Source organism: Leptospira selangorensis (genome assembly GCF_004769405.1).
Taxonomy (GTDB): domain Bacteria; phylum Spirochaetota; class Leptospiria; order Leptospirales; family Leptospiraceae; genus Leptospira_B; species Leptospira_B selangorensis.
The window spans coordinates 428,992-450,896 of sequence record NZ_RQES01000012.1 but is presented as its reverse complement, the minus strand read 5'-3'; the positions used below and the strand labels follow the sequence as shown (position 1 = coordinate 450,896).

The 21,905-nt window shown below is 39.7% G+C and carries 18 protein-coding genes; 10 read left to right on the top strand and 8 right to left on the bottom strand.

Annotated elements, in window-relative coordinates:
- Nucleotides 1-104 precede the first annotated feature (104 nt).
- On the bottom strand, nucleotides 105-857 hold the full coding sequence (locus EHO58_RS10115; RefSeq protein WP_135679829.1) for a hypothetical protein: 753 nt from the start codon (nucleotides 855-857) through the stop codon (nucleotides 105-107).
- A 299-nt stretch (nucleotides 858-1,156) separates the two neighbouring features.
- Here EHO58_RS10115 and EHO58_RS10110 point away from each other — a divergent pair, with 299 nt between their 5' ends.
- The 4 genes from EHO58_RS10110 to EHO58_RS10095 are packed head-to-tail and all read left to right on the top strand — an operon-like array spanning nucleotide 1,157 to nucleotide 8,355.
- Nucleotides 1,157-2,791, top strand: a complete 1,635-nt coding sequence (locus tag EHO58_RS10110; RefSeq protein WP_135679828.1) for a class I SAM-dependent DNA methyltransferase — start codon at nucleotides 1,157-1,159, stop codon at nucleotides 2,789-2,791.
- Nucleotides 2,781-4,181, top strand: a complete 1,401-nt coding sequence (locus tag EHO58_RS10105; protein WP_135679842.1) for a restriction endonuclease subunit S — start codon at nucleotides 2,781-2,783, stop codon at nucleotides 4,179-4,181. Before EHO58_RS10110 ends, EHO58_RS10105 begins: the two co-directional genes overlap by 11 nt.
- Complete coding sequence (locus EHO58_RS10100) at nucleotides 4,178-5,215, top strand: virulence RhuM family protein (protein WP_135679827.1); 1,038 nt, start codon at nucleotides 4,178-4,180, stop codon at nucleotides 5,213-5,215. The genes EHO58_RS10105 and EHO58_RS10100 overlap by 4 nt, the downstream gene beginning before the upstream one ends.
- Nucleotides 5,212-8,355 (top strand): type I restriction endonuclease subunit R, encoded by a 3,144-nt coding sequence (locus EHO58_RS10095; protein ID WP_135679826.1) that lies wholly within the window; start codon nucleotides 5,212-5,214, stop codon nucleotides 8,353-8,355. The genes EHO58_RS10100 and EHO58_RS10095 overlap by 4 nt, the downstream gene beginning before the upstream one ends.
- Nucleotides 8,356-8,374: 19 nt before the next feature.
- Here EHO58_RS10095 and EHO58_RS10090 read toward each other — a convergent pair whose 3' ends face one another.
- Both EHO58_RS10090 and EHO58_RS10085 read right to left on the bottom strand, forming a co-directional pair.
- Entirely contained in the window at nucleotides 8,375-9,271 is an 897-nt protein-coding gene (locus EHO58_RS10090; RefSeq protein WP_135679825.1) for an HTH domain-containing protein, read from the bottom strand.
- A gap of 239 nt (nucleotides 9,272-9,510) precedes the next feature.
- On the bottom strand, nucleotides 9,511-10,122 hold the full coding sequence (locus EHO58_RS10085; RefSeq protein ID WP_135679824.1) for a hypothetical protein: 612 nt from the start codon (nucleotides 10,120-10,122) through the stop codon (nucleotides 9,511-9,513).
- Between the two features lie 421 nt (nucleotides 10,123-10,543).
- Between EHO58_RS10085 and EHO58_RS10080 the strand changes: the two genes are divergently transcribed.
- Nucleotides 10,544-11,968 (top strand): MATE family efflux transporter, encoded by a 1,425-nt coding sequence (locus EHO58_RS10080; RefSeq protein ID WP_135679823.1) that lies wholly within the window; start codon nucleotides 10,544-10,546, stop codon nucleotides 11,966-11,968.
- Between the two features lie 164 nt (nucleotides 11,969-12,132).
- Here EHO58_RS10080 and EHO58_RS10075 read toward each other — a convergent pair whose 3' ends face one another.
- Nucleotides 12,133-12,648 carry a hypothetical protein gene (locus tag EHO58_RS10075; protein WP_135679822.1) on the bottom strand — a complete coding sequence of 172 codons (516 nt, stop codon included), beginning with the start codon at nucleotides 12,646-12,648 and terminating at the stop codon, nucleotides 12,133-12,135.
- A 79-nt stretch (nucleotides 12,649-12,727) separates the two neighbouring features.
- On the opposite strand from EHO58_RS10075, the gene EHO58_RS10070 reads away from it, so the two are divergent.
- Nucleotides 12,728-13,474, top strand: a complete 747-nt coding sequence (locus EHO58_RS10070; RefSeq protein WP_135679821.1) for a sterol desaturase family protein — start codon at nucleotides 12,728-12,730, stop codon at nucleotides 13,472-13,474.
- 72 nt (nucleotides 13,475-13,546) lie between these two features.
- Here the strand turns inward: EHO58_RS10070 and EHO58_RS10065 are convergent, their stop codons facing one another.
- Nucleotides 13,547-14,398: a metal-dependent hydrolase gene (locus EHO58_RS10065; protein ID WP_135679820.1), complete on the bottom strand. Its 852-nt coding sequence runs from the start codon at nucleotides 14,396-14,398 to the stop codon at nucleotides 13,547-13,549.
- 279 nt (nucleotides 14,399-14,677) lie between these two features.
- Entirely contained in the window at nucleotides 14,678-15,565 is an 888-nt protein-coding gene (locus tag EHO58_RS10060; RefSeq protein ID WP_135679819.1) for an NmrA/HSCARG family protein, read from the bottom strand.
- Nucleotides 15,566-15,743: 178 nt separating this feature from the next.
- Here EHO58_RS10060 and EHO58_RS10055 point away from each other — a divergent pair, with 178 nt between their 5' ends.
- The 3 genes from EHO58_RS10055 to EHO58_RS10045 all read left to right on the top strand — a co-directional run bounded on the left by EHO58_RS10055 (nucleotide 15,744) and on the right by EHO58_RS10045 (nucleotide 18,839).
- Nucleotides 15,744-16,415, top strand: a complete 672-nt coding sequence (locus EHO58_RS10055) for a TetR/AcrR family transcriptional regulator (protein WP_167483208.1) — start codon at nucleotides 15,744-15,746, stop codon at nucleotides 16,413-16,415.
- A gap of 182 nt (nucleotides 16,416-16,597) precedes the next feature.
- Nucleotides 16,598-17,005, top strand: a complete 408-nt coding sequence (locus tag EHO58_RS10050) for a GFA family protein (RefSeq protein WP_135679817.1) — start codon at nucleotides 16,598-16,600, stop codon at nucleotides 17,003-17,005.
- Nucleotides 17,006-17,342: 337 nt separating this feature from the next.
- Nucleotides 17,343-18,839 carry an ABC-F family ATP-binding cassette domain-containing protein gene (locus tag EHO58_RS10045; protein ID WP_135628914.1) on the top strand — a complete coding sequence of 499 codons (1,497 nt, stop codon included), beginning with the start codon at nucleotides 17,343-17,345 and terminating at the stop codon, nucleotides 18,837-18,839.
- A 232-nt stretch (nucleotides 18,840-19,071) separates the two neighbouring features.
- Here EHO58_RS10045 and EHO58_RS10040 read toward each other — a convergent pair whose 3' ends face one another.
- Both EHO58_RS10040 and EHO58_RS10035 read right to left on the bottom strand, forming a co-directional pair.
- A complete protein-coding gene (locus tag EHO58_RS10040; RefSeq protein WP_135679816.1) occupies nucleotides 19,072-19,527 on the bottom strand; it encodes a DMT family transporter in 456 nt (151 codons plus the stop codon).
- A 9-nt stretch (nucleotides 19,528-19,536) separates the two neighbouring features.
- Nucleotides 19,537-20,658 (bottom strand): DNA alkylation repair protein, encoded by a 1,122-nt coding sequence (locus tag EHO58_RS10035; RefSeq protein WP_135679815.1) that lies wholly within the window; start codon nucleotides 20,656-20,658, stop codon nucleotides 19,537-19,539.
- Nucleotides 20,659-20,831: 173 nt separating this feature from the next.
- Here EHO58_RS10035 and EHO58_RS10030 point away from each other — a divergent pair, with 173 nt between their 5' ends.
- Nucleotides 20,832-21,905, top strand: a complete 1,074-nt coding sequence (locus tag EHO58_RS10030) for a winged helix DNA-binding domain-containing protein (RefSeq protein ID WP_135679814.1) — start codon at nucleotides 20,832-20,834, stop codon at nucleotides 21,903-21,905.

The window sequence follows — 21,905 nt, the reverse complement described above, 5'->3', positions numbered from 1 at the left end:
GTGTGAGATATTCGCAGTTATATCAATGTTGAAGTTTATGAAAAGCCAGAGTAGCAACACTCTGGCTTTTTTATTTTTTTTTTTTGGGGGGGGGAACAACATATTCATAAAACAAATTCACCAATGAAATTAGCGAATTCCTGATTTTTAGAAGCAAGGCGCTCAATCAATGTATGATTTAGTTTAGACCTTCTCTTTGACGGCACAAGTATTTTACTCTTAGCTGGGTTAGTACGAATTAATTCTATGATTCCGATCCCAAAGATCGAATGTAAAAGTTGCAACTCATGGAAGAAACTTTCTTCTTTGTCTATGTTCGGAGAGACTAAGTAGCCTTCATGCGCCCAGGAAGAATTCAGAAATGCCTGTGCAAACGACTGAGTTACATTGTTAAATTTCAAATTTGTTTTCAACTCGAAAGAATAAATCGTATAGAGTTCCTTTTTGGATTTTAACTCTGCATTAATCGTTCTTTGAACCGCACCTACGATATCGGGATGAGACCATTTTTGATTCTGGCCACGTTCCTTTTTGGAACGCTCATGATGGATTGTAATTACATCACATCCGAATTTTCCTTTTGCAAAAACTGAAAAAACTTTATGCAGGTCTCTTTCTTCTCTTTGAGGTGGCATCGCATAACTATTGATTCCTTTTATAGCTTTGAAGGCTGCTTTACCCCATGGAGAAAGTGAAACCTTATCTAAATTGCTAATCAATCGTCGAATCGAATGACCATCTTTTCTTTTTAACTCGTGATTTATTTCCTTCGAAATTGATTTAAGAGAAAGATTCGAATTTCCAACAACAATCCAGTCTCTCTTCTTTGCATATTCCAGAATTTCTAAATGGTTCATGCTCTTTTTGGTTTCCGAAAGAATATGAATTACTAAATCGATTATAGAAGGAAAATTTTGCATTTGAAGAAAGTGATAAGCTCGAGGAAGGTTTTGGATAGCATATTTTATCTCAATGGAAAATCCTTTTGTTTGGTCTCGATTTTTAAGTATATAATCAAGCCAAGACTGCAAATAAGCTAAATACTTTCAAAAAAACGAATGGAGAGACTGATTTTGTTCCGAACGTAGGATATCCTACAGGAAAAATCACTGGAATTCAAAGAATCGCTCTTTAAATTAAGGAAAATTATAGATCTATGCCCCAAAAAGCGATTGTCCCCAAAAAAAAAGCAGCAGCTAAGAAGTCCAGCTCGGTAAAAAAAGAGAAGGTTACCCCAACCAAGCCACAGAAATCCTTTGAACAAAACCTATGGGATACTGCAGATAAACTTCGCGGGAGCGTGGAATCCTCCGAATACAAGCACGTCGTACTTAGTTTAATCTTTTTAAAATTCGTCAGCGATAAGTTCGAGGAAAGGCGCAAGCAACTCATCCAGGAGGGAAAAGAGAAATACATAGAGAGAGTTGAATTCTATGCGCAGAAGAACGTCTTCTATCTTCCCGAAGAGGCTCGCTGGTCTTTTATTCAGAAAAACGCAAAACAGAAAGATTTGGCGGTTAAGATAGACAAGGCTCTACGCACCGTAGAAAAGACAAATCCTTCCTTAAAAGGAGCCTTACCTGATAATTACTTTACTCGTCTCGGATTAGATCCAAGCAAGCTTGCGGCACTTATCGATTCCATTCATGATATAGATACGATCAAAGATAAAGAAGAAGATGTAGTAGGCCGAGTCTACGAATACTTCTTAGGAAAATTCGCAGCGACGGAAGGCAAAGGCGGCGGAGAATTTTATACTCCGAAATGTGTGGTTAATCTTATCGCAGAAATGATCGAACCTTACGAAGGGAAAATTTATGATCCTTGTTGTGGTTCCGGCGGGATGTTTGTGCAATCAGTAACCTTCGTTGAGAATCATAAGGGAAACAAAAAAGACATCTCCATTTATGGACAGGAGCAAACCTCCACAACTTATAAACTCGCTAAGATGAATCTTGCTATTCGAGGGATTTCGACTAACTTGGGTGAAATTCCCGCCGACACATTCTTCAAAGACCAACACCCGGATCTAAAAGCTGATTTTATCATGGCCAATCCTCCTTTTAACTTGGATGCTTGGAGAAACCCGAAAGAACTCTTGGATGATCCTCGTTGGTCCGGATATGAGGTCCCCCCAACTGGTAACGCAAATTATGCATGGATTTTGCATATGATTTCCAAACTTTCCGATAATGGAATGGCTGGATTTGTAATGGCGAATGGTTCCATGTCTACCAATACCAAGGGAGAAGGAGCGATTCGCCAAAGAATGATCGAAAATGATCTAGTCGATTGTATGATCGCACTTCCCGGGCAATTATTTTATACTACTCAAATTCCGGTTTGTCTCTGGTTCCTAACTAAGAACAAGGGCACTTTAAAAATAGAAGGTCATACCGACAGCAATCATAAGGATAGAAGAGGAAAGACTCTCTTTATCGATGCCCGAAACCTCGGTGTCATGACGGACCGAACTCATAAGGAACTCACTACAGAAGAGGTCTCCGAAATTGCACGTACCTACCATGCCTGGAGAGGAGAATCCAAAGACGGCAAATACGAGGACAAACCTGGATTTTGTAAGTCGGCTACATTAGAAGAAATGAAAGCAAATGATTTTGTCCTCACACCAGGACGTTATGTGGGAACGCCCGAAGAGGAGGATGATGGAATCTTATTTGAACATAAAATGAGGGAACTCACTCAAACTCTTTATAAGCAAATGGAAGAATCTAAAGCCCTGGATGCTCAGATCCGAAAAAACCTGGAGGTTCTGGGCTATGGGAAGTGAGTGGAAGGAAGGGAAATTAATTGATCTTTATGAAATTTCCTCTGGTCTTTCAAAATCAGCGGAATCGTTTGGAAGTGGATTTCCTTTTCTAACTTTCAAAGATGTTCTAGATAATTATTTTGTTCCTAGCAGATTAGAGAAGCTTGTAGAATCCAATGAAGAAGACAAAACTAAATGTTCGATTAAACGAGGTGATGTTTTTTTAACGCGAACAAGTGAGACTATGAATGAGCTTGGAATGAGTAGCGTTGCTCTTAACGATTTTCCAAATGCTACCTTTAATGGTTTTACCAAAAGATTGAGACCTAAAGATCCAAATTTTCTCATTCCTGAATACGTTGCGTATTATTTCCGTAGCCCATTGTTCCGAAGCAAGATGTATAGCTTTTCCACAATGTCAACGCGAGCGAGCTTAAACAATGAAATGATTGGGCATCTTTCCATTGTTTTTCCTTCTGCTAATAAGCAATGGTCGATTGGGCATATTCTAAAAACCCTCGACGACAAAATCGAACTCAACCGCAAAATGAACCAAACCTTAGAAGCCATGTCCCAAGCCCTCTTCCAAAGTTGGTTTGTGGATTTTGATCCGGTTATCGATAACGCATTGGATTCGGGAAATCCCATTCCGGAAGCACTTCAGGCGAGAGCTCAAGCCAGAGCCAATTTAGGCTCAGCTCGGAAACCTCTTCCCGAAGAGATCCAGAGACTATTTCCAAACAAGTTCGTCCAGCATAAGGATATGGGTTGGATTCCGGAAGGTTGGGATGTGAATACAATTGGGAAAATTTGCGAAGTGATAGATTGTTTGCATGCTAAGAAACCTGATCGAGTTTTTGAAGCCTCAAATAAAATTTTACTGCAACTTAATAATATACGCGAAGATGGTTTGATAGATATCACTGATAAATATCTTATCAGCAATTCTGATTATTCTAAATGGATTTCAAGAATCGAGTTGGCTGAAAACGATTGTGTCATAACCAACGTTGGAAGAGTGGGCGCAGTTGCCATCGTTCCTCGAAATTTAAAAGCTGCATTGGGTAGGAATATCACAGCGATTCGCCTTCAAGAGGGGAATGATTTTCCTGGATTCTTGATAACTTTATTAAATAGTAAAGTTATGAAACAAGAAATATCAAAAAAAACAGATGTCGGGACAATACTTAATGCTTTGAATGTTTTCAATATCCCTCATTTAAGATTTATTTTTAAGAAAGAGATAGCACTCGTTGCTGAAAAACAATTACGATCGTTCGTTAAGAATCGAGAATTCCTAATCGAGCAAAATATGACTTTATCCTCCCTCCGCGACACCCTCCTCCCAAAACTCCTCTCAGGGCAACTCCAGGTTCCCGATGCAGAAAAGTTGGTTGCTGGAGTCCTATGAATTTCTCTCCCGACGAACAATCGATAGGCGAAATCCTACTGTACACGACGGAGGATGGACGGGCCAAGATAGAATGTCGGTTCGTGGAGGAATCGATTTGGTTGTCGCAAGGACTAATGGCCAGTTTGTACGATCGCTCCAAACAAACAATCAGCGAGCATTTGCAGAATTTATTTGAAGAGGGGGAATTGGATCTGAATTCAGTTGTCCGGAATTTCCGGACAACTGCCCCCGATGGAAAAAAGTATGAGGTTCAATATTATAACTTGGATGCCATTTTGGCTGTTGGGTTCAGGGTTCGTTCCCTTCGGGGAACCCAGTTCCGTAAATGGGCCATTTCCCGATTAAGGGAATATCTGGTAAAAGGGTTCATTATGGACGATGAACGCCTAAAACACCCCTCAGTCTCCGGACTTCCTACGCTACCCGATTATTTCGACGAGTTACTTGAGAGAATCCGGGATATTCGCGCTAGCGAACGAAGAATGTATCTTCGGGTCCTAGAAATTTTTGCTTTAGCTGCAGACTACGAACTAAACCAACATGAGACACAGCTTTTTTTCAGTACTGTCCAAAACAAACTTCTCTTTGCGGTTACTGGGATGACAGCTGCAGAATTGATTTCCAAACGAGCTGATGCAAGCAAAGCTAATATGGGACTCACAGTTTGGAAAGGAGAAGTGGTTCGTAAATCAGATGTTACTACCTCGAAGAATTATCTTCTGGAATCGGAGATTTCAGAAATGAATCGGATTGTAGTCATGTGGTTGGACTATGCAGAAGACCAAGCTAACAGAAGAAAGCAGATTTTCCAGAAAGATTGGAAGGACAAGCTTGACGATTTCCTTCGATTCAATGAGCGAAACGTTCTTCCCAATGCGGGAACTATCTCCAAAGACGAAGCAGACGAAAAGGCATTTCGAGAATATGAAACATTCTCCAAACTTAGAAGGGAAACATTAGAATATAAAGGTGCGGAGGATTCCATAAAACAATTAGAATCCATCACAAAACTCTCCCAGGAAAAGCCATGAACCATTTCCCGGAAGAACGATTGGAGGCGGCAATCATTGCCTTACTAGCGGAACAGGGATATCCCCATTCCAAGGGAGAATCCTTGGATCGTTCTTTAGAATCAGTGCTCATTATATCGGATTTGAAGGAATTTCTGATAGATCGTTATTCAGAACAAAAAGTTTCAGAATCAGAATTGGATTCTATCATTCGAAAGTTAGAAGCTGTTTCTACTGCGGATTTATACGAATCGAATAAGACACTTCATACTTGGATTACGAGTGGTTTTGCTTTGAAGCGAGAATCTCAAGAGGAGCAGGATTTTCATCTTGATCTGATTGATTTTGAAAATCCGGAAAAGAATCGGTTTCGAGTAGTTAATCAATTAGAAATTCTTGGATCCGAAAGAAGAATTCCGGATGCAATTCTTTATATTAACGGTTTACCTTTAATTGTTTTCGAATTCAAAAGTGCAATCCGAGAAAATGCGGGACTCGACGATGCATTTAAACAATTAACTATTCGTTATACTCGCGGCATACCCGAGTTAATGAAATATAATATGCTTTGTGTAATCAGTAACGGGGTGGATTCTCGTATTGGATCTATGTTTGCTCCTTACGAATTCTTCTACACCTGGCGCAAGATTACAGGGAACGAATCTGTGGAGGCTTCCGGATTTGATTCCTTGCATAGCATGGTGCAAGGCTTGTTTCAAAAGGAAAGGCTTTTGGATGTTCTCCATCATTTCGTTTATTTTCCGGATACTTCTCATAAGCAGGAAAAGATCGTATGTAGGTATCCTCAGTATTATGCAGCAAGAAAACTATATAAGAATATTCTGAAACATATCAAGCCGAAAGGGGATGGAAAAGGTGGGACTTATTTCGGGGCCACCGGTTGTGGAAAAAGTTTTACAATGCTCTTCTTGACCCGGCTTCTCATGAAGGAAGTCGAGTTAGAAAGTCCAACTATTATTCTCATTACGGATCGTACAGACTTGGACGATCAGCTTTCCCAACAATTTACAGCTGCCAAAAAGTATATCGGAGACAATCACGTTCTCAGTGTGGAAACCAGATCTGGGCTTCAGCAATTATTGCAAGGCAGAAGTAGCGGTGGAGTTTTTTTGACTACAATCCAAAAATTTACAGAGGCTACTGAACTCCTAAGCGATAGAACAAATATTATCTGTATTTCTGACGAAGCTCATCGGAGCCAAATTAATCTAGATCAAAAGATAAAAATTGGTCCTGATGGCATAAAGCGTACTTACGGATTTGCCAAGTATTTACATGATTCCTTACCTAATGCGACTTATGTAGGTTTTACCGGCACTCCTATTGATTCTACTCTCGATGTTTTTGGAGAGATTGTTGATTCCTACACGATGACTGAATCAGTAAAAGATAAAATCACTGTCCCAATCGTTTACGAGGGAAGGGCCGCAAAGGTTGTGTTAGATAATTCTAAACTAAAGGATATCGAAGACTACTACGCGCAATGTGCGGAAGAGGGCTCCAGTGAATACCAAATCGAGGAGAGTAAGAAAGCTTCTGCGAATATGTCCGTGATCCTCGGAGACCCGGACCGCCTTCGCGCACTTGCCTCAGATTTCGTTGAATATTATGAAAGAAGAATGGAGGAAAAGTCTTCAATTAAAGGAAAAGCGATCTTTGTTTCGAGCAAAAGAGAGATTGCTTATGAATTTTGGAAAGAGGTGGTCTTACTTCGTCCCCAGTGGAATGAGTCGTTACCTTGTGAACCAGGTTTGGAAATTGCGGAAGAAGAAAAAAAGAAAATCAAACCTCTAGAGCGGATCAAAATGGTCATGACTCGGGGGAAAGATGATCCGAAAATATTATACGACCTTTTAGGAAGTAAAGAATACCGAAAAGATTTAGATCAACAATTCAAAAATCCGAAATCTAATTTTAAGATCGCCATTGTGGTCGATATGTGGCTCACAGGATTTGATGTCCCGGAATTGGATACGATTTATATAGATAAACCTGTGCAAAGGCATAATCTTATTCAAACGATTTCCAGAGTGAATCGTAAATTCGAGGGAAAGAAAAAGGGATTGGTAGTAGATTATATCGGGATCAAAAGCCAACTGAATCTAGCGCTTGCTTTGTATAATAAGGCGGATCAGGAGAATATCGAGGAGATACGTCAGTCGATAGTCATTGTCCGTGACCAGTTGGACCTCCTACAAAGGATATTTCATTCATTTGATACAAGTGCTTATTTTAATGGAACTCCTTTGCAACAATTGGAATGTCTGAATCGTTCTGCTGAATTTGTTCAAACCTTCGATAAACTTGAAAAACGATTCATAGAAATCGTCAAACGGCTAAAAGCAGCGTACGATATTTGTAGCGCCTCGGAGATTTTAACTGGTCAGGAGAGAGATACGGTCCATTTCTATTTGGCGGTCCGCTCCATTATCTATAAATTAACAAAAGGACCGGCTCCTGATACATCGCAGATGAATGCAAAGGTTCGGAAACTGATTGAAGAAGCTCTTAAGTCTGACGGGGTGGAAGAAATTTTTAAATTGGGTGAGGGATCTGCATCCGTAATCGAATTATTCGATGATAAATATCTCGCTAAAATTGAAAAAATCAAACTACCGAATACGAAGATTAAATTACTCTTACAACTTCTTGCAAGAGGGATAGAGGAATTTAAAAAAATAAATAAGGTTACAGGGATCGACTTTACGAAACGATTTGAAGTTTTAGTTCATCGTTACAATGAACGTAAAGAGGAAGACGTTCTTGTAAGTACAGTCTTGGAGGATTTCACAATTGAAATTCTTGACTTAATGCATGCATTGAGAAGCGAGCAAAATTCTGGTTTTGAATTAGGATTCAATATAGAACAGAAATCATTTTACGATATTTTAAAAAGTCTTACTCTTAAATATGATTTTGTCTATCCGGATGAAAAACTTATTCCGTTGGCAAAAGCTGTTAAAGAATTAGTGGATGACAAATCTAAATACATAGACTGGAACAAGAGAGGAGATATTAAGGCTGAGCTGAAGGCGGATCTTATTGTATTATTGGGAGATCATGGGTATCCCCCTGTCGATCATGACGAAGTATATAAGGAAATTTACGAACAGGCTGAGAATTTTAAAAGAAATCGGTAAACTTTGATTCGCTTTTTATTTAATTCCTTTTATCATACTCGCTCTTTACTTTTCCGACCTTAATATCTTCCGCGATATTTCTTATAAATTCCTTAAAGTTCTTATTACTATAAGCTAATCTATCTACTGTGCCAATGTCGAGTTCAGCTTTAGGTCTTGCCGCAACGATTATCTGGCCGTTTTCTGGATTTTCTAAATCTAACAGAATAACTCCGATCCCAAATGCATTATTTAATCTGTTTAGCTCGTCCCAAAAGTCGGATTCCTCTTCAATGTATGCAGCTACAAGGTAACCCTCGTTTGCCCAAGAAGAGTTTGAAACAGCTTGAAAATATGCCTCTCTCAGATTTCCGAAATGCAAGTTTACTTTCATTTCAAAAGAATATAATATACAATCCGCGGCTCCCATTAGCTTTTGTAATGCTAATGTTTCGGGTTCATATTCTTCGAAGGCAAATCGAACCCCCACAATATCAGGGTGCAGCCAACGATTTGCCCCTCTTTTGGCCTTTAGTGAAACTTCATGATAAATTGTTTTTACGTATGCCTTGAATTGGAGATTGGAATAAACGAATGCGGCAAGATTTGGATGTAATTCCCTCTCTTTCTGCGGTGTATTATCATCCTCTAAGTGAATGGACTGTAGTTTGAATGTTTGGTCGGAAAAAAATTCCCCCCATTCAGTTAATGCAAATCTTGATGGTCCCTTGCTTATCTGTTTGAGAATAGTTCTGGGATTATTTTTAATATCTACGTAAATAGCTGAAGATAAGGAATTCAAAGGAGTCTTTCCGACTGAATTTGTTTTTAATTTTTTCTTTTGGGCAAAATTCCAAATCTCAGTGACCGTCATTGGCTCTCTGGTTTCTGCAAGAGCCTTTTCCGCAATTTCAAGAAAGGATAATGAATCCGACATATTTTAAAATTTCCTGTACATACAAAAATTGTAAACTATTTCTCCCAGGGATACGCAGGACGCGTAGTCCGTAGGGCCCGACCATACCGAGATAGAGAAAGTTTCTTTTCTAACAACTCCAAATAGTTAATCTCTTTATTGAGAGTATGGGGGCGTGATGGTATACTTATCTGTCCCTTAACGTGATTCATAAATTAGAGGATCTAATTTATGAATCTGATTTTAGGCTATCGAGTTCATTAAGGTTTTACGACTGGATTAAGGTCAGTAGTAAACACATTCTGCTGTTCCAAACGTAAAAATCTTGCGCCAGCAGGAACGGAGAAAATTACCTTAAAAGTATTCGAGCCTTTCGGTGAAATCCATCCTGAAGAAGTTTTTCCACTATCCGTATCTCGGGACATTGGAACTCCGAAATTACAACCAACCATAGCGGCGCCATATATTTTTTTGTTAGTTTTGGAAAGGGGTGGAAATACAAATTTGCCGGAATATATAGCCGTTGGCGCTAGTTGCTCGTCAGATATTTCCAAAACCAATTTCATTTCAGGAAATCCTTTGAAAAACCCAGCAGTGTCGAACTTATCTGGAGATGTTTTATACATTTCTCTTATTACACCGGTCCATTCATTCAGCGTATATTCTAAATTTCTCGGCCCTAATTTGTGATCGCAAACTTGATAAAACTTGTACTTTTCAGAAAGATTTTCTACGCGGAACTCCGCGATGTAAAAATCTTCTCCCCACCAGTCGTCATTTACCTTTCTGTAGAATCCGAAATCAGCTAATTCTATTTTTAATTCTGCATCGCTACTTTTTGGAGAGTTTGAAATATATTTTGGATCTTTCACGGTGAGGCCAGCACATTGAATGATAGCGAATAACGCGGAAAGAAGGATTATTGTGAATTTATTCATTGAGTCAAATTATGAAGAAAGAAGTGCGATGCAATCAGAAAGCAGGCGACTAAATTAAATTTAGTTCTAATAACTTTTCATCTACATTCAAAAAAATAAAGATCGTATGTCTGAGACTTAGGGCTGAATGTATAGACTATAATTAACTCTCTTGTATGTAAAATAGAATCAAAGATCAGTAGTTTTTCGATACCTAATGGAGTAATCTTTCCGCATAAAAGAACGAAGATATATTTCGGCCTCCAGCCGACGGGTGTTTAAATACATCTATAATGTTCTCACCGTAAAAAGGATCTCATAAAGTACCTTGCTTTTCTTTGCTGATTATTCACATATTGATCGCAAAGGTGCTGTGATGGATGCTATACAAAAAAATCCTAAGTTAGAATCAGAACGAACTTCCCTTTGGAGGGAATTAAGAAAAGCGCTTACGGGAACGGAAGCGGATTATACTCAAATTTCACTCGGTAAGGCAGTCTTTTTACTCTCTGTTCCGATGGTTTTGGAATTAGTCATGGAGTCTGCATTTGCAGTCGTTGACATTTATTTCGTGGGAGCTTTAGGTCCTTCTGCCGTTGCTGCAGTTGGGCTTACGGAAACATATTTGTTTCTTCTTTATTCTCTCGCGATTGGAATGTCCACTGCAGTGACCGCGATTATTGCGAGAAGGATCGGGGAAGGAGATAAGGAGCAAGCTGGGATTGCTGCAGTCCAATCCGTTTTTCTTTCTATACTTGTTTCCTTACCTTTTGCTATCTTCGGAGTTTGGTTTGCGAAAGATCTTTTGATTCTCATGGGTGGAGATCCTTGGGTTGTGGAGCATGGATCTCGTTACACACAATGGATCTTCGGCGGAAATCTCGTAATCATGCTTTTGTTCGGGCTCAATGCGGTTTTTAGAGGCGCAGGTGACGCAGCGATTGCAATGAGAGTATTATGGATTGCTAATGGTCTCAATATGATCCTGGATCCGATTTTTATTTTCGGCTTTGGGCCAATCCCGGCAATGGGTATCGAAGGTGCCGCTATCGCTACAAATATAGGTAGAGGAGTCGGGGTTCTTTTTCAAATCTATCTTCTTCTTAAAGGTGGAAATCATATTCGAGTGCTTCGTTCCCAAATCAGTATTCACTGGGAAATTATTTCTGATATAGTTCGTACTTCCATTGGTGGTATTGGGCAAACTATTATCGGTATGACTTCTTGGATCTTTCTTGTGAGAATTATTTCTGATTTTGGAAGTGAGGCTGTAGCAGGAGCAACAATCGCTCTTCGTATCATGATGTTTACTCTGATGCCTTCTTGGGGAATGTCGAATGCAGTAGCGACTCTTGTTGGTCAGAATTTAGGAGCGGGGAGACCGGATCGTGCGGAACAGTCCGTTTGGATTGTCGGTGTATGGAATATGATCTTTTTGATCGGAGTTTCCATCTGCTATTTTATTTTCAGAGAATCTCTTGTGTCGATCTTCACGGATGACGCGAAAGTGATCGCTATCGGTTCCGAGTGGTTGGGGATTGTTTCCTATTCCTATTTTGTATATGCTTGGTGGATGGTAAGCGTTCAGGCCTTTAACGGAGCGGGCGATACTACTACTCCTACATTAATCAATCTGGTTTTCTTTTGGATGTTCCAAATTCCTTTTGCTTACGTTTTGGCGAAGGTTCTTTCTTACGGATACTCGGGAGTATTTTGGGCAAGTATGATCACAGAAACTTCTGTGGGATTGTTTACTCTTTGGCTATTTAGAAAAGGTGGATGGAAGACTTCGAAGGTTTGATTTCACTTTCCGCGTTAGGGATACGTAGGACGCGTAGCGGACTTCGCAGCCGAAGGCGAGAAGTCCGAAGCGTAGCGTAGCGTAGTCCGTAGTAGCCCGACCCGCGAGATTTGAGCTGGGGTTGTGTTGTTGGTGTTCTTAGTCGCGGGAACGCCAAACTCTTTTTACGGACTTACTGTAACCCCAACCACTCCCACAACTTGATTCACTTTGATATCTGGAAAATTGGAAGGGGGGTAATAGTACGGGGCAACTCGAATTATGATTTGCCCTGTCCCAGCGGAATTGCCGGTTACTTCGTAATTGTAAGTATAATTGACGTTGGCAGGACAACCGTCTTCATAGATATCTGTAGTGCCACCTAAGTTGATCGGGACTCCGGTGCTAGTTACAGTGAGTTGTAATTGGGCACCTGGACAGCTGGCGAAAGGATAGTCCGTATTTATAGCAAAACTACCTGAGCCTCCGCTCGGAAAACTGATGGAAGCCGCAGAGAAATTCACCCAGCTAATCGGTTCAACGATCAGTAAAGTACTTTCGCCGAGTAAGAGTAGAAGCGGGCTTAGATTCGACGTATCATTCGTATCTTTTTGTAGATAATCGTATAGCAAGTAAGTAGTCCCGCATTGGACTTGTAAGAATATAAGTAAAATATAGAAGAAGATAGATGCACGTTTCACTTTTATTTTCCAGAATAGGGCATAGTTTAACATTTTCGACTATTTGCTGCAAGGTGGATTTTTAAATTCAATAAAACTTATGTATGATTTTGGAAACGAAGTAGTTCACTTTCTGCAAGAAATTTCCTATACTTGGGCTGCTTTATTGTTCTTGATTGAAAATCTTCTGATCTTCACTTGTTCGGTGTATGTTGGCAATCTTCTGTCTATACGTTATGCCCATCGACGCATTGTTCCGACCCCTCCGAAGATCGAGGCTAAAGAGATCTTATTTGCAACCTCTACTATATTCCTGAACACTGTTGTTACATTGCTCGGGCTTTGGCTTTGGAGAACGGGTTCTATTCAATTTCGTGGTGATATAGGGATTTTCGCGTTACTCGACATTCTGATCCTTCTTTTGGTTATGGATGCCGGTATGTATTTGCTGCATAGGATTGCCCATATTCCTCTTGTATATCGATTCGCTCATCGAACTCATCATCGATATGATAAACCTCGTCCTTTAACTCTATTCGTTCTGAATCCTCTGGAGGCTCTTGGATTTGGAACACTTTGGCTATTGGTGCTTTGTGTTTATGATTTCTCTTGGATAGGGATGAGCATTTATCTCGGGTTGAATGTGGTATTCGGAACGATTGGACACTTGGGAGTGGAGCCTTTATCTGAGAAATGGCTTCGTTCTAATTTGTTCAATACACTGACTACCAGCACTTTCCATGCAATGCATCATCAGAATGAGGATTATAATTTCGGTTTCTATACTTCCATTTGGGATCGGATGTTTGGCACTCTTTATCCGGAGGACTCGCGTAACCAGAATTAGACTGGTCCGCGAGACCTATATGAGAATTCCTATTGTAGGAGTTCCAACAAGCTGGAGCTCTTCGACCAATTTTTAATATCCGTGGGCGGTCATCACTTTCTCAAACTTTTCCAGAAGTTTATGATCGTCTTGGTCGTTTGGATGGAAACCAGGAATATAATATTCTAAAATATAGAAGATCACTGCCCAAGCAAAACCTGGAATACCAAAGAAGAAACGAATGTCTCGAACGATTTGAGCAGGATTTGGAATACCAAAATAGAATAAGGCTCTAATTGTTCCTACGATTGCCAAAAGGCCGAGTAGTTGAACTGCGATAGTCATTCCAAGGATCCGAGTAAAATACCCGCCACCGGAAGCACGATACACATCATACGCTACAGCCTTATGTTCTAATTCTTCCAACGCATGCCATTCGATTACTTTCCAGCTGATAGGGTCGATCCAAGCTACACGTTTTTCAGGGAGAGAAAGTAAAAATCTTCCGAGAGTTGCAGTGAAATGTTCTGCGGCTGCAGTGATTGAGAGTGCTAGTCTTTTACCCCAAACTGGAAAAAGTTTTAGAATATTTTTTTCTAAAATATCAAAGAATAACCAGCAGAACATTTTTTCATGACTGCGGAAATCTAATCCGATCTCTACGAATCTTTCGTTCATTTTATCATGAACATTTCCGTGGACTGCTTCTTGTCCTGCGAATCCTATTATTTCCTTTTTTAAAGAAGGATCGACAACTTCGCTGAATGCTTTGACTGAACGAATAAAGAAACGTTCTCCTTCCGGAAATAATACGCTTAAGCTGGAAAGAAATGCCGTAAAGAATGGGATGTTTTTGCCGAAACCTCTTTCCTTAGCGATATCTTCCAAAGGGAATTTCGGTTTACGTATTTTCGGTTGGACTCTTATAGAAGTCGCTTGGCCCATAATATTCTCCTAATATAAAATCGTTTGGATTTTCGATTTTTCTTTCTCCATCCTTTGGATTTTCACCGCTCATTAGAGAATATAAAAAAGATATTATATATTGATCCGGACTTTCTATCTATTCCTTGAGTTTTTGTCCGAGCCTCATTGGAATAGTTATCTTTTGAATCACTGTAACGGTTGCTACAAAATTCGGTCAATCCCAATCCTGGAAAAATAAATGGGCCAAATTGAGTTTAAGGTCCGAAAAGTAGTAAACAGTGCTCGGAATTCCTGCTATTAAGACCTGATAGAAGCCTCTTCTATTTTTGCCTTTCCGGTTTTTTCCAACCATTTCGGAAAATCCAGAAGGTCAGGATATTCCTTTCGAAGTGAATCCAGATCCACTTTTGGATAACCTTCTCCATTGATCCATTCGGACAATCGACCCAGAATTTTATTATGAGAATAAACAGTTTCGAGAGGGATCCTCATATATTCTATTCTCCTGTCCAAAAACATGGAAAGTATATCTACAATTTGTAATGGAGTTAAACTATCACCAACAAGATCGATTGTCCTTCCTGAATATTTTTCCGGATTTTCGAAGGCTAAACCTGCAAAGGCTCCTATATCTTCCACCGAGATCATATGAATCCGACTATCCGGAAAAACCGTTTCGTATAAAAGTCCGCCCGGTATACCGGAGCGAGAATGGATCAAGTTTTCCATAAAACCGGTAGGCCTTAGGATCGTGAAAGGTAAACCTAAGCTATGTATATATTTTTCTACCTCCCATTTATGGGTCCTAAAGCTGGATTGTCTTTCCGCTCCAATTACGGAAGAATAAACTAGATGCGAAACTTTCGCCTTTTTTGCAGAATCGGAAACCGATATTCCTACTTTAATTTCGTTCGTATCAGTAGACTCATTCGGTTCCCATTCGGGTGGTTGAACATTAAATACCCCATATACTCCCTGCATAGCAGAGTCCAAAGAAGAAGGATCTTCCATATCACCTTGAAAAATTTCAGCTCCAATATCCTTGAGCTTCAATGAGTTTTCGGATGAAGGGCTTCTAGTAAAAGCTCTTACCTTCCAATGATTTTTAAGCAGATACTTTGCAGTTTCTCCTCCTTGTTGCCCGGTAGCTCCTAACACCAATATGATTTTATCTTTCGGATTCATTTATATATTCTCCCAATATAGAACGGCACGGTACCGTTCCATTAGTCTGGAATTAATTTTTCTGTGTCAAATTATTTATAAATAAGGCTTTTGATAAGTTTTTCAGAAGATTTCTTGACCCGGTAGAATGAAACAAGATCTTATGGCCAAATCCGAACTGAACTTTCGGAAAAGGTTTATGGCGAAGAAGGTCCGCAAGATCAGAACGGGGCGCCCTCCCAAAGAAGTGTCAGACGGCATATTCGATAAGATATTGGATATTGCCCTAGGGCTTTTTACTACCCAGGGATTTACTGCTACTTCTATCGAGCAGTTAGCTCTAACATGCGGTTCCGGCAAACATACCATTTACAGGCGATTTGAATCCAAAACGGATCTATTCTTAGCCGTGATGGAATTCCAAAAACGGAAATTTTTCGACTTACTCGTTCGTATAGAATGTAAAAAAGAAAATCCTCTCGAAACTTTAAAGGAATCTTGTAGAAGATTGTTGGAGTTAATCGTTTCTGATGAGATTGTGGATTTTTACAGAATGACTATTTCGGAAGTGGAACATATTCCTAAGATCGCATCTAACTTACAATGCGAGAGAAATCCTTCGTTTTTAAGGATCTTGGATCTTGTAATTTCCTCACAAAAATCTAAGGACTTAAGCCAGATGGATCCGAACTTTCTGACTACTCAGTTGCTCCAGGTTATGACCGGTTACCCTTTGAGCGAAGTTCTTTTAGGAAGTAAAGAATTTAGTTCTCATTCTAAACGTTCCAAATATTTCGAGAAGGCTTGGATCCTATTTATAAAGGGAGCAGGCAACACCAAAAGGAAGAAGGTTCGTAAGAGGCCGATTTAAATTTCCAATTATCATATTCGCCCGATATGAATCATAGATGATGAACTAAAATTGCGGAAATTTTTAATTTTTTCAGATCCGATTTCTAAATATGACAGAATTTGTCATATTTAATCTGTAATATTATTCATATACGGATCCGAAGTTTTTGATCCACTTTAAAGGTCCGAAAGGAGTTATTTATGAGCCTTAAAAAATATTCCGGAAGTTGTCATTGTGGTGCAGTTCGTTACGAAGCGGATTTGGATTTGAGCGCTGGCACAGGTAGATGTAACTGTTCCTTCTGCAGAAAGGTCCGAAATTGGTCCATCATCGTTAAGCCTGAATCTTTTCGTTTATTAAGCGGAGAAGATAGTCTTAACTTTTACGAATTTAATACGAAAAGTAGTAAACACCATTTTTGCAAAAATTGTGGAGTAAGAACTTTCTCAAAAGGATATATCGAAGAAATCGGCGGTGCATTCATAAGTGTTGCTATTTCTACTTTAGATAATGCGGATCTGAATGAACTAATCGAAGCTCCTTTATGGTATGCGGATGGTTTGAATAATAATTGGCATAACCAACCTGCGGAGATCAGACATTTATAATTTTCGCGGCTCCACCCCTTCGGAGTGACCTTAAGGCTCGCGTTAGGGATACGGAAGGCGCGAAGCGGACCCCGCAGCCGAAAGCCGATAGTTTTAGCGCGCCCTCGATAAACTCCCCTTATTATCGCGGGCTTCCTCGCTTCCTATGGGTCACTCGCGAGGAGTCCGAAGCCTGGAGTAGCCCGGCCCCGTGAGGACCTCGAGGGTTGTTTCATTGTTGGAGCTCCTACTCACGGGGAACGCCCTAATCCTTATATCTGTTGGAATTCCTACAGTCAATTTTAGGTGAAATCTTGGACCCTTGGAAAACTTTGGTTTATATAGAGCGCACTTAAAGATGATCAAAATTTCTAATCTTCATAAATCTTATACTTCTAATTTGTTATTCGATGATCTGAACCTGAGTTTGAATCGGGGCGAAAAGTTAGGCCTTGTGGGACGTAACGGCCACGGGAAGTCTACTTTGTTCCAAATGATTTTGGGGAATGTGGAACCGGACTCCGGTTCTATCACTGTGCCGAAGGGTTATAAGATCGGGCATTTACAACAGCACTTGAAATTCACTAAGCCTACTGTGTTGGAAGAATGTGCGCTTGGTCTTCCTGAGGGTGAAGAATACGAAACTTGGCAGGTTGAAAAAGTTTTGTCCGGTTTGGGTTTTTCGGAAGCGGATCTGGAAAGAAGCCCGGAAGAGTTTTCGGGTGGTTATCAAATCCGAATGAATTTAGCGAAACTTTTAGTGTCCGGTCCCGACTTACTCATGTTAGACGAGCCGAACAACTATTTAGATATCGTTACTATTCGTTGGCTTGAGGAATTCCTGCGCGAGTGGGAAGGTGAGATCATTTTGGTCACTCACGATAGAAGTTTTATGGATAGTGTTGTGACCCATACTGCGGCGATCCATCGTACGAAGGCGATCAAGGTCCAAGGTGATACTGACAAACTTTATAATCAGATCAATCAGGCTGAAGAAATTTATGAAAGAACTCGTTTGAACGAGGCGAAAAAAAGAAAACAAGAAGAGATCTTTATCGCACGTTTTAAAGCGAAGGCGAGTTTCGCGAGTCGCGCTCAATCCAGGGTGAAAAAACTAGAGAAACAAGGCGAGATGAAGGCTTTGGAAGAAATCGAAAGTCTAGAATTATATTTTAACTCTGCTCCTTTCGCTGCGAGCCAAATGTTGTCTGCGGAAAATATTTCGTTTTCTTATTCCGGTAAGGAACCTTTTTTGATTTCAGATTTTTCTCTGAGCGTTGGTAAGAGAGATCGGATTTGTATCATCGGTAAAAACGGTAAGGGTAAATCCACTCTTCTAAAACTTCTTGCTGGGGAACTCCAACCAAGTTCCGGAAGGATCCAAAAACATCCTGCCTTGAAAGAAGGTTATTTCGGTCAGACGAATAAATTGAATCTGAATGAGAATGCGACCGTCACTGAAGAAATTATGAGTGCGGATAAGTCTTGCACCGAATGGCTCGCGAGAACTATCGCAGGCGGATTGATGTTCTCCGACGATATGTCTTTGAAAAAAATCAAAGTTCTTTCGGGTGGTGAGAAGAGTAGGGTGATGCTTGGGAAAATTTTGGTCACTCCTTGCCATCTCCTCTTCTTGGATGAGCCTACCAACCACTTGGATATGCAATCATGCGACGCGTTGATAGAAGCCATCGATGAGTTCGATGGTTCTCTTATTATGGTGACCCACAACGAAATGCATCTTAGGGCTGTCGCAACCAAGTTGATCGTTTTTGACAACGACACGATTCGGATTTTTGACGGTTCTTACGAAGACTTCCTCAAAGATGTTGGTTGGTCCGACGAAGATTATTAGAAAAAGTTAATTTTAATCTGTTGGAGCTCCTACGTGGGAAAGAAGGCGGCCCCCACCCTGGTTTGGGTGGTGGTGGAGGGCCCGTGGGAGAAGCTGATTCCTTCTATCACAATTTCGCATTTCCCTCAATTACATTTCCTCATAAATTTTGTTGGAGCTCCTACAAAATTTCTAATAAAAGTCTGTTTACGGAATAATTCCGAAAAGTGAGCGCCGGCTTTTCAAATTCGGATCAACCTTTTTTGACCAGCCAAGCGCTTAAAATCAACAATCCTAATCCGATCATCTTTTGAATTGAAATCGGTTTTTCAGGAAATCCTAATATTCCCCATTTTTCTAATAAGATAGAAGTTATAACTTGGCCTAATAAGAATAAAGCGATCCAACTTGTGGCTCCTATCTTAGGAGCAAAAACTAAAGAAGAGGTGACTACGATTGCTCCTAAAAACCCTCCGATCCAGATCCACCAAGGTTGCTCCTTGATTGTTTGTACTATGAATGCAGTGGATTTCATTTCTCCCAAGGCGAACGTTATGATCCCTAAGGCGATGGTTCCAACAAAAAAAGAAATCGTGGAGGCAAGCCATGGGCTTTCTATATTTTTTCCTAATATGGAATTGATACCCGGTTGTATGGACATAGCGAGTCCCGAAAGAAGGGCGAAGATTATAGGTAATAGTAGATTCATATGTTTATGTTATTTTCTGGTTTTAGGATTTGAAACTTTAAATTCCGCTTTTGTTTTTGTTTCTCCGTTCACTATAATTTCCAGTTTATGGATTCCGGGGAAATGTGTCCTGGTTGTCATTTGTTGAAAAGATTGTTTTCTTTCATAAACTTTTGTTTCGTTCGGAAAAAATTCTCTTTCTTCTATTTGAAATACTTTTACGGAAAATTTTCCGGAAGGTTTTAGATAATGGATCTTAGACTCTAATCTATAGAGAGTCGGATCTTTCGCTTCCGATTTCATTTCGAACTTATAGACCAGATGTTTTCCAATTTCTACGATTTTAGGTAGGAGTTCCAATTTTGAAATTTTAGCGGATTTATTTTTTGGAAATCCGAAGATAGAGAGAGTATCGGAGTTGCCTTGTTTTAATAAACCTCTGAGCGCATGTTTTAGTAGAAGGTCCGTATTTTCGGATTTACCTTTCCATTTTTTCGCGATAGATATGACTAAGTCAGGATGATCTTTAGAAATATCATTTAAATGATTGGCAACACTTCTGCGAACTACTTCATCGGGATCGTTTTTCAAATTTTCCAAAATGGAGAGAGTTTTTTTGGGATCTTGTTTTAATCCTGGGATTCCTTTTCCCCATGGTAATCTAGGACGAGAACCTTCACTCGCTAATCTTCTTGTTCCCGGATGAGAATGTTTGGACCATTCTAACATTTTTTTCCAAGTAATATCCGGATATCGGATCAAAAACTCTCTTATGGAAAATTCACAAGAGATGATTTGAGTGATCTTCTCCATACAATGTAAGGATTCTTCCGGATAATCGATCCCTGAGATTTCTACAACATCTCCTAAGAAGATGATATAAAACCTTTGGGTTCCCGGGAATTTTTCCTCAAGAACTTTCGAAATTTTTAATAAAGATGAGACCGCTTTCGGAAACGGTTTAGGAAGAGAGTCTGATAATACTTCTGCAATTCTTTTGATCCTTTGTTTGAGTTCTAACTTCTTCCAATCGTTTCGTTTGATCTCTTGGACCCAATCTTTCGGCTTTTTATGAGATAATATTGTGGAGAGTAGGGTTCCTATCTCTAGTAGAACCTCGTCATCATAAAAGTTCTTAAGAGCTTCTGCCATAAACTTTGTTATGATCCATATATAGGTTTGGATAGGTAGTATTTTTCGCCATTTGCTCAGGAAAAGTCTTGATGATCACAGAAATACTGAATAACGATACTTGCGTCGGTTTTCATTCGGAAATAGTAAAATGATTCCCGAAAAATCACATCTTATAGATTAGATACACTTACGTGAATATCGCATTAACAAGATTGAAACATCTAAATGTTTTGAGTTCTCCATATTCTTCTCCTGAAAAGTTGGTCGAAGATTTGGTGGCTATCCAAGGCCAAGACTATGCTGCCTCTAAATGGGCCATCGGACTTAGGACTCCCGGTTCGAAGGAGGAAGATATAGAGTCTGCTTTTTTGGATAAAAAAATCATTCGATCTTGGCCTTTGAGAGGAACATTACATGTGGTTTCCGCTAAGGATATCTATTGGTTATTGGACTTATTGGGTCCTCCTACGATTTCCAAATATGCGGCTCATTATAAAAAAATAGAGTTAGATTCTAAAGTATTAAAAAAATGTTATTCTATTCTTTCTAAAAATCTTACGAACCAAAACTTTCTTACCAGAAAGGAAATATCCTCTATTTTGGAAAAATCTGGGATTATAACAAATACCACCAGATTATCTCATATTCTACAAAGAGCAGGTTTGGAAGGTCTGATCTGTTTCGGTCCAAGAAAAGATAAAGATTTTACTTACACATTGATCGAAGAATGGATCCCAAAGATCAAAAAGGTTAAGAAGCCGAAAGAAGAAGCACTATACGATATCACTAAAAAATATTTCGATACTAGGGCTCCGGCTACCTTGGCGGATTTTGTATGGTGGTCCGGATTGAATGTAAAGGATGCGAAAGCGGGTATAGAAAGTTTTGGTTCTAAATTGACCAATTTTCAAAAGGAAGATCAGACTTATTATATTCCCAAAAAGATGGATCTAGTAGAAAAGGACTCCGATACATTATTCCTTCTCCCTGCATTTGACGAGTTCTTATTGGCGTTTACTGATCGTAAAGATTGTATGGATCCTCCTCCTAAAAGACTTTTGACTCCGGCAGATGATCTTTTTAGACCTACACTGGTTATTAATGGCTGGGTAAGTGGGATTTGGCAGAGAGAATTTAAAAAGGAAGATGTTATTCTTAAAGTAAATCCTTATAAACCCTTAAATGCGAATTTTAAAAAGAAACTGAAGAAGGTTGCGAAAGAATACGCGAATTTTCTCGGAAAAAACCTGATCTTAGAGGTTTGA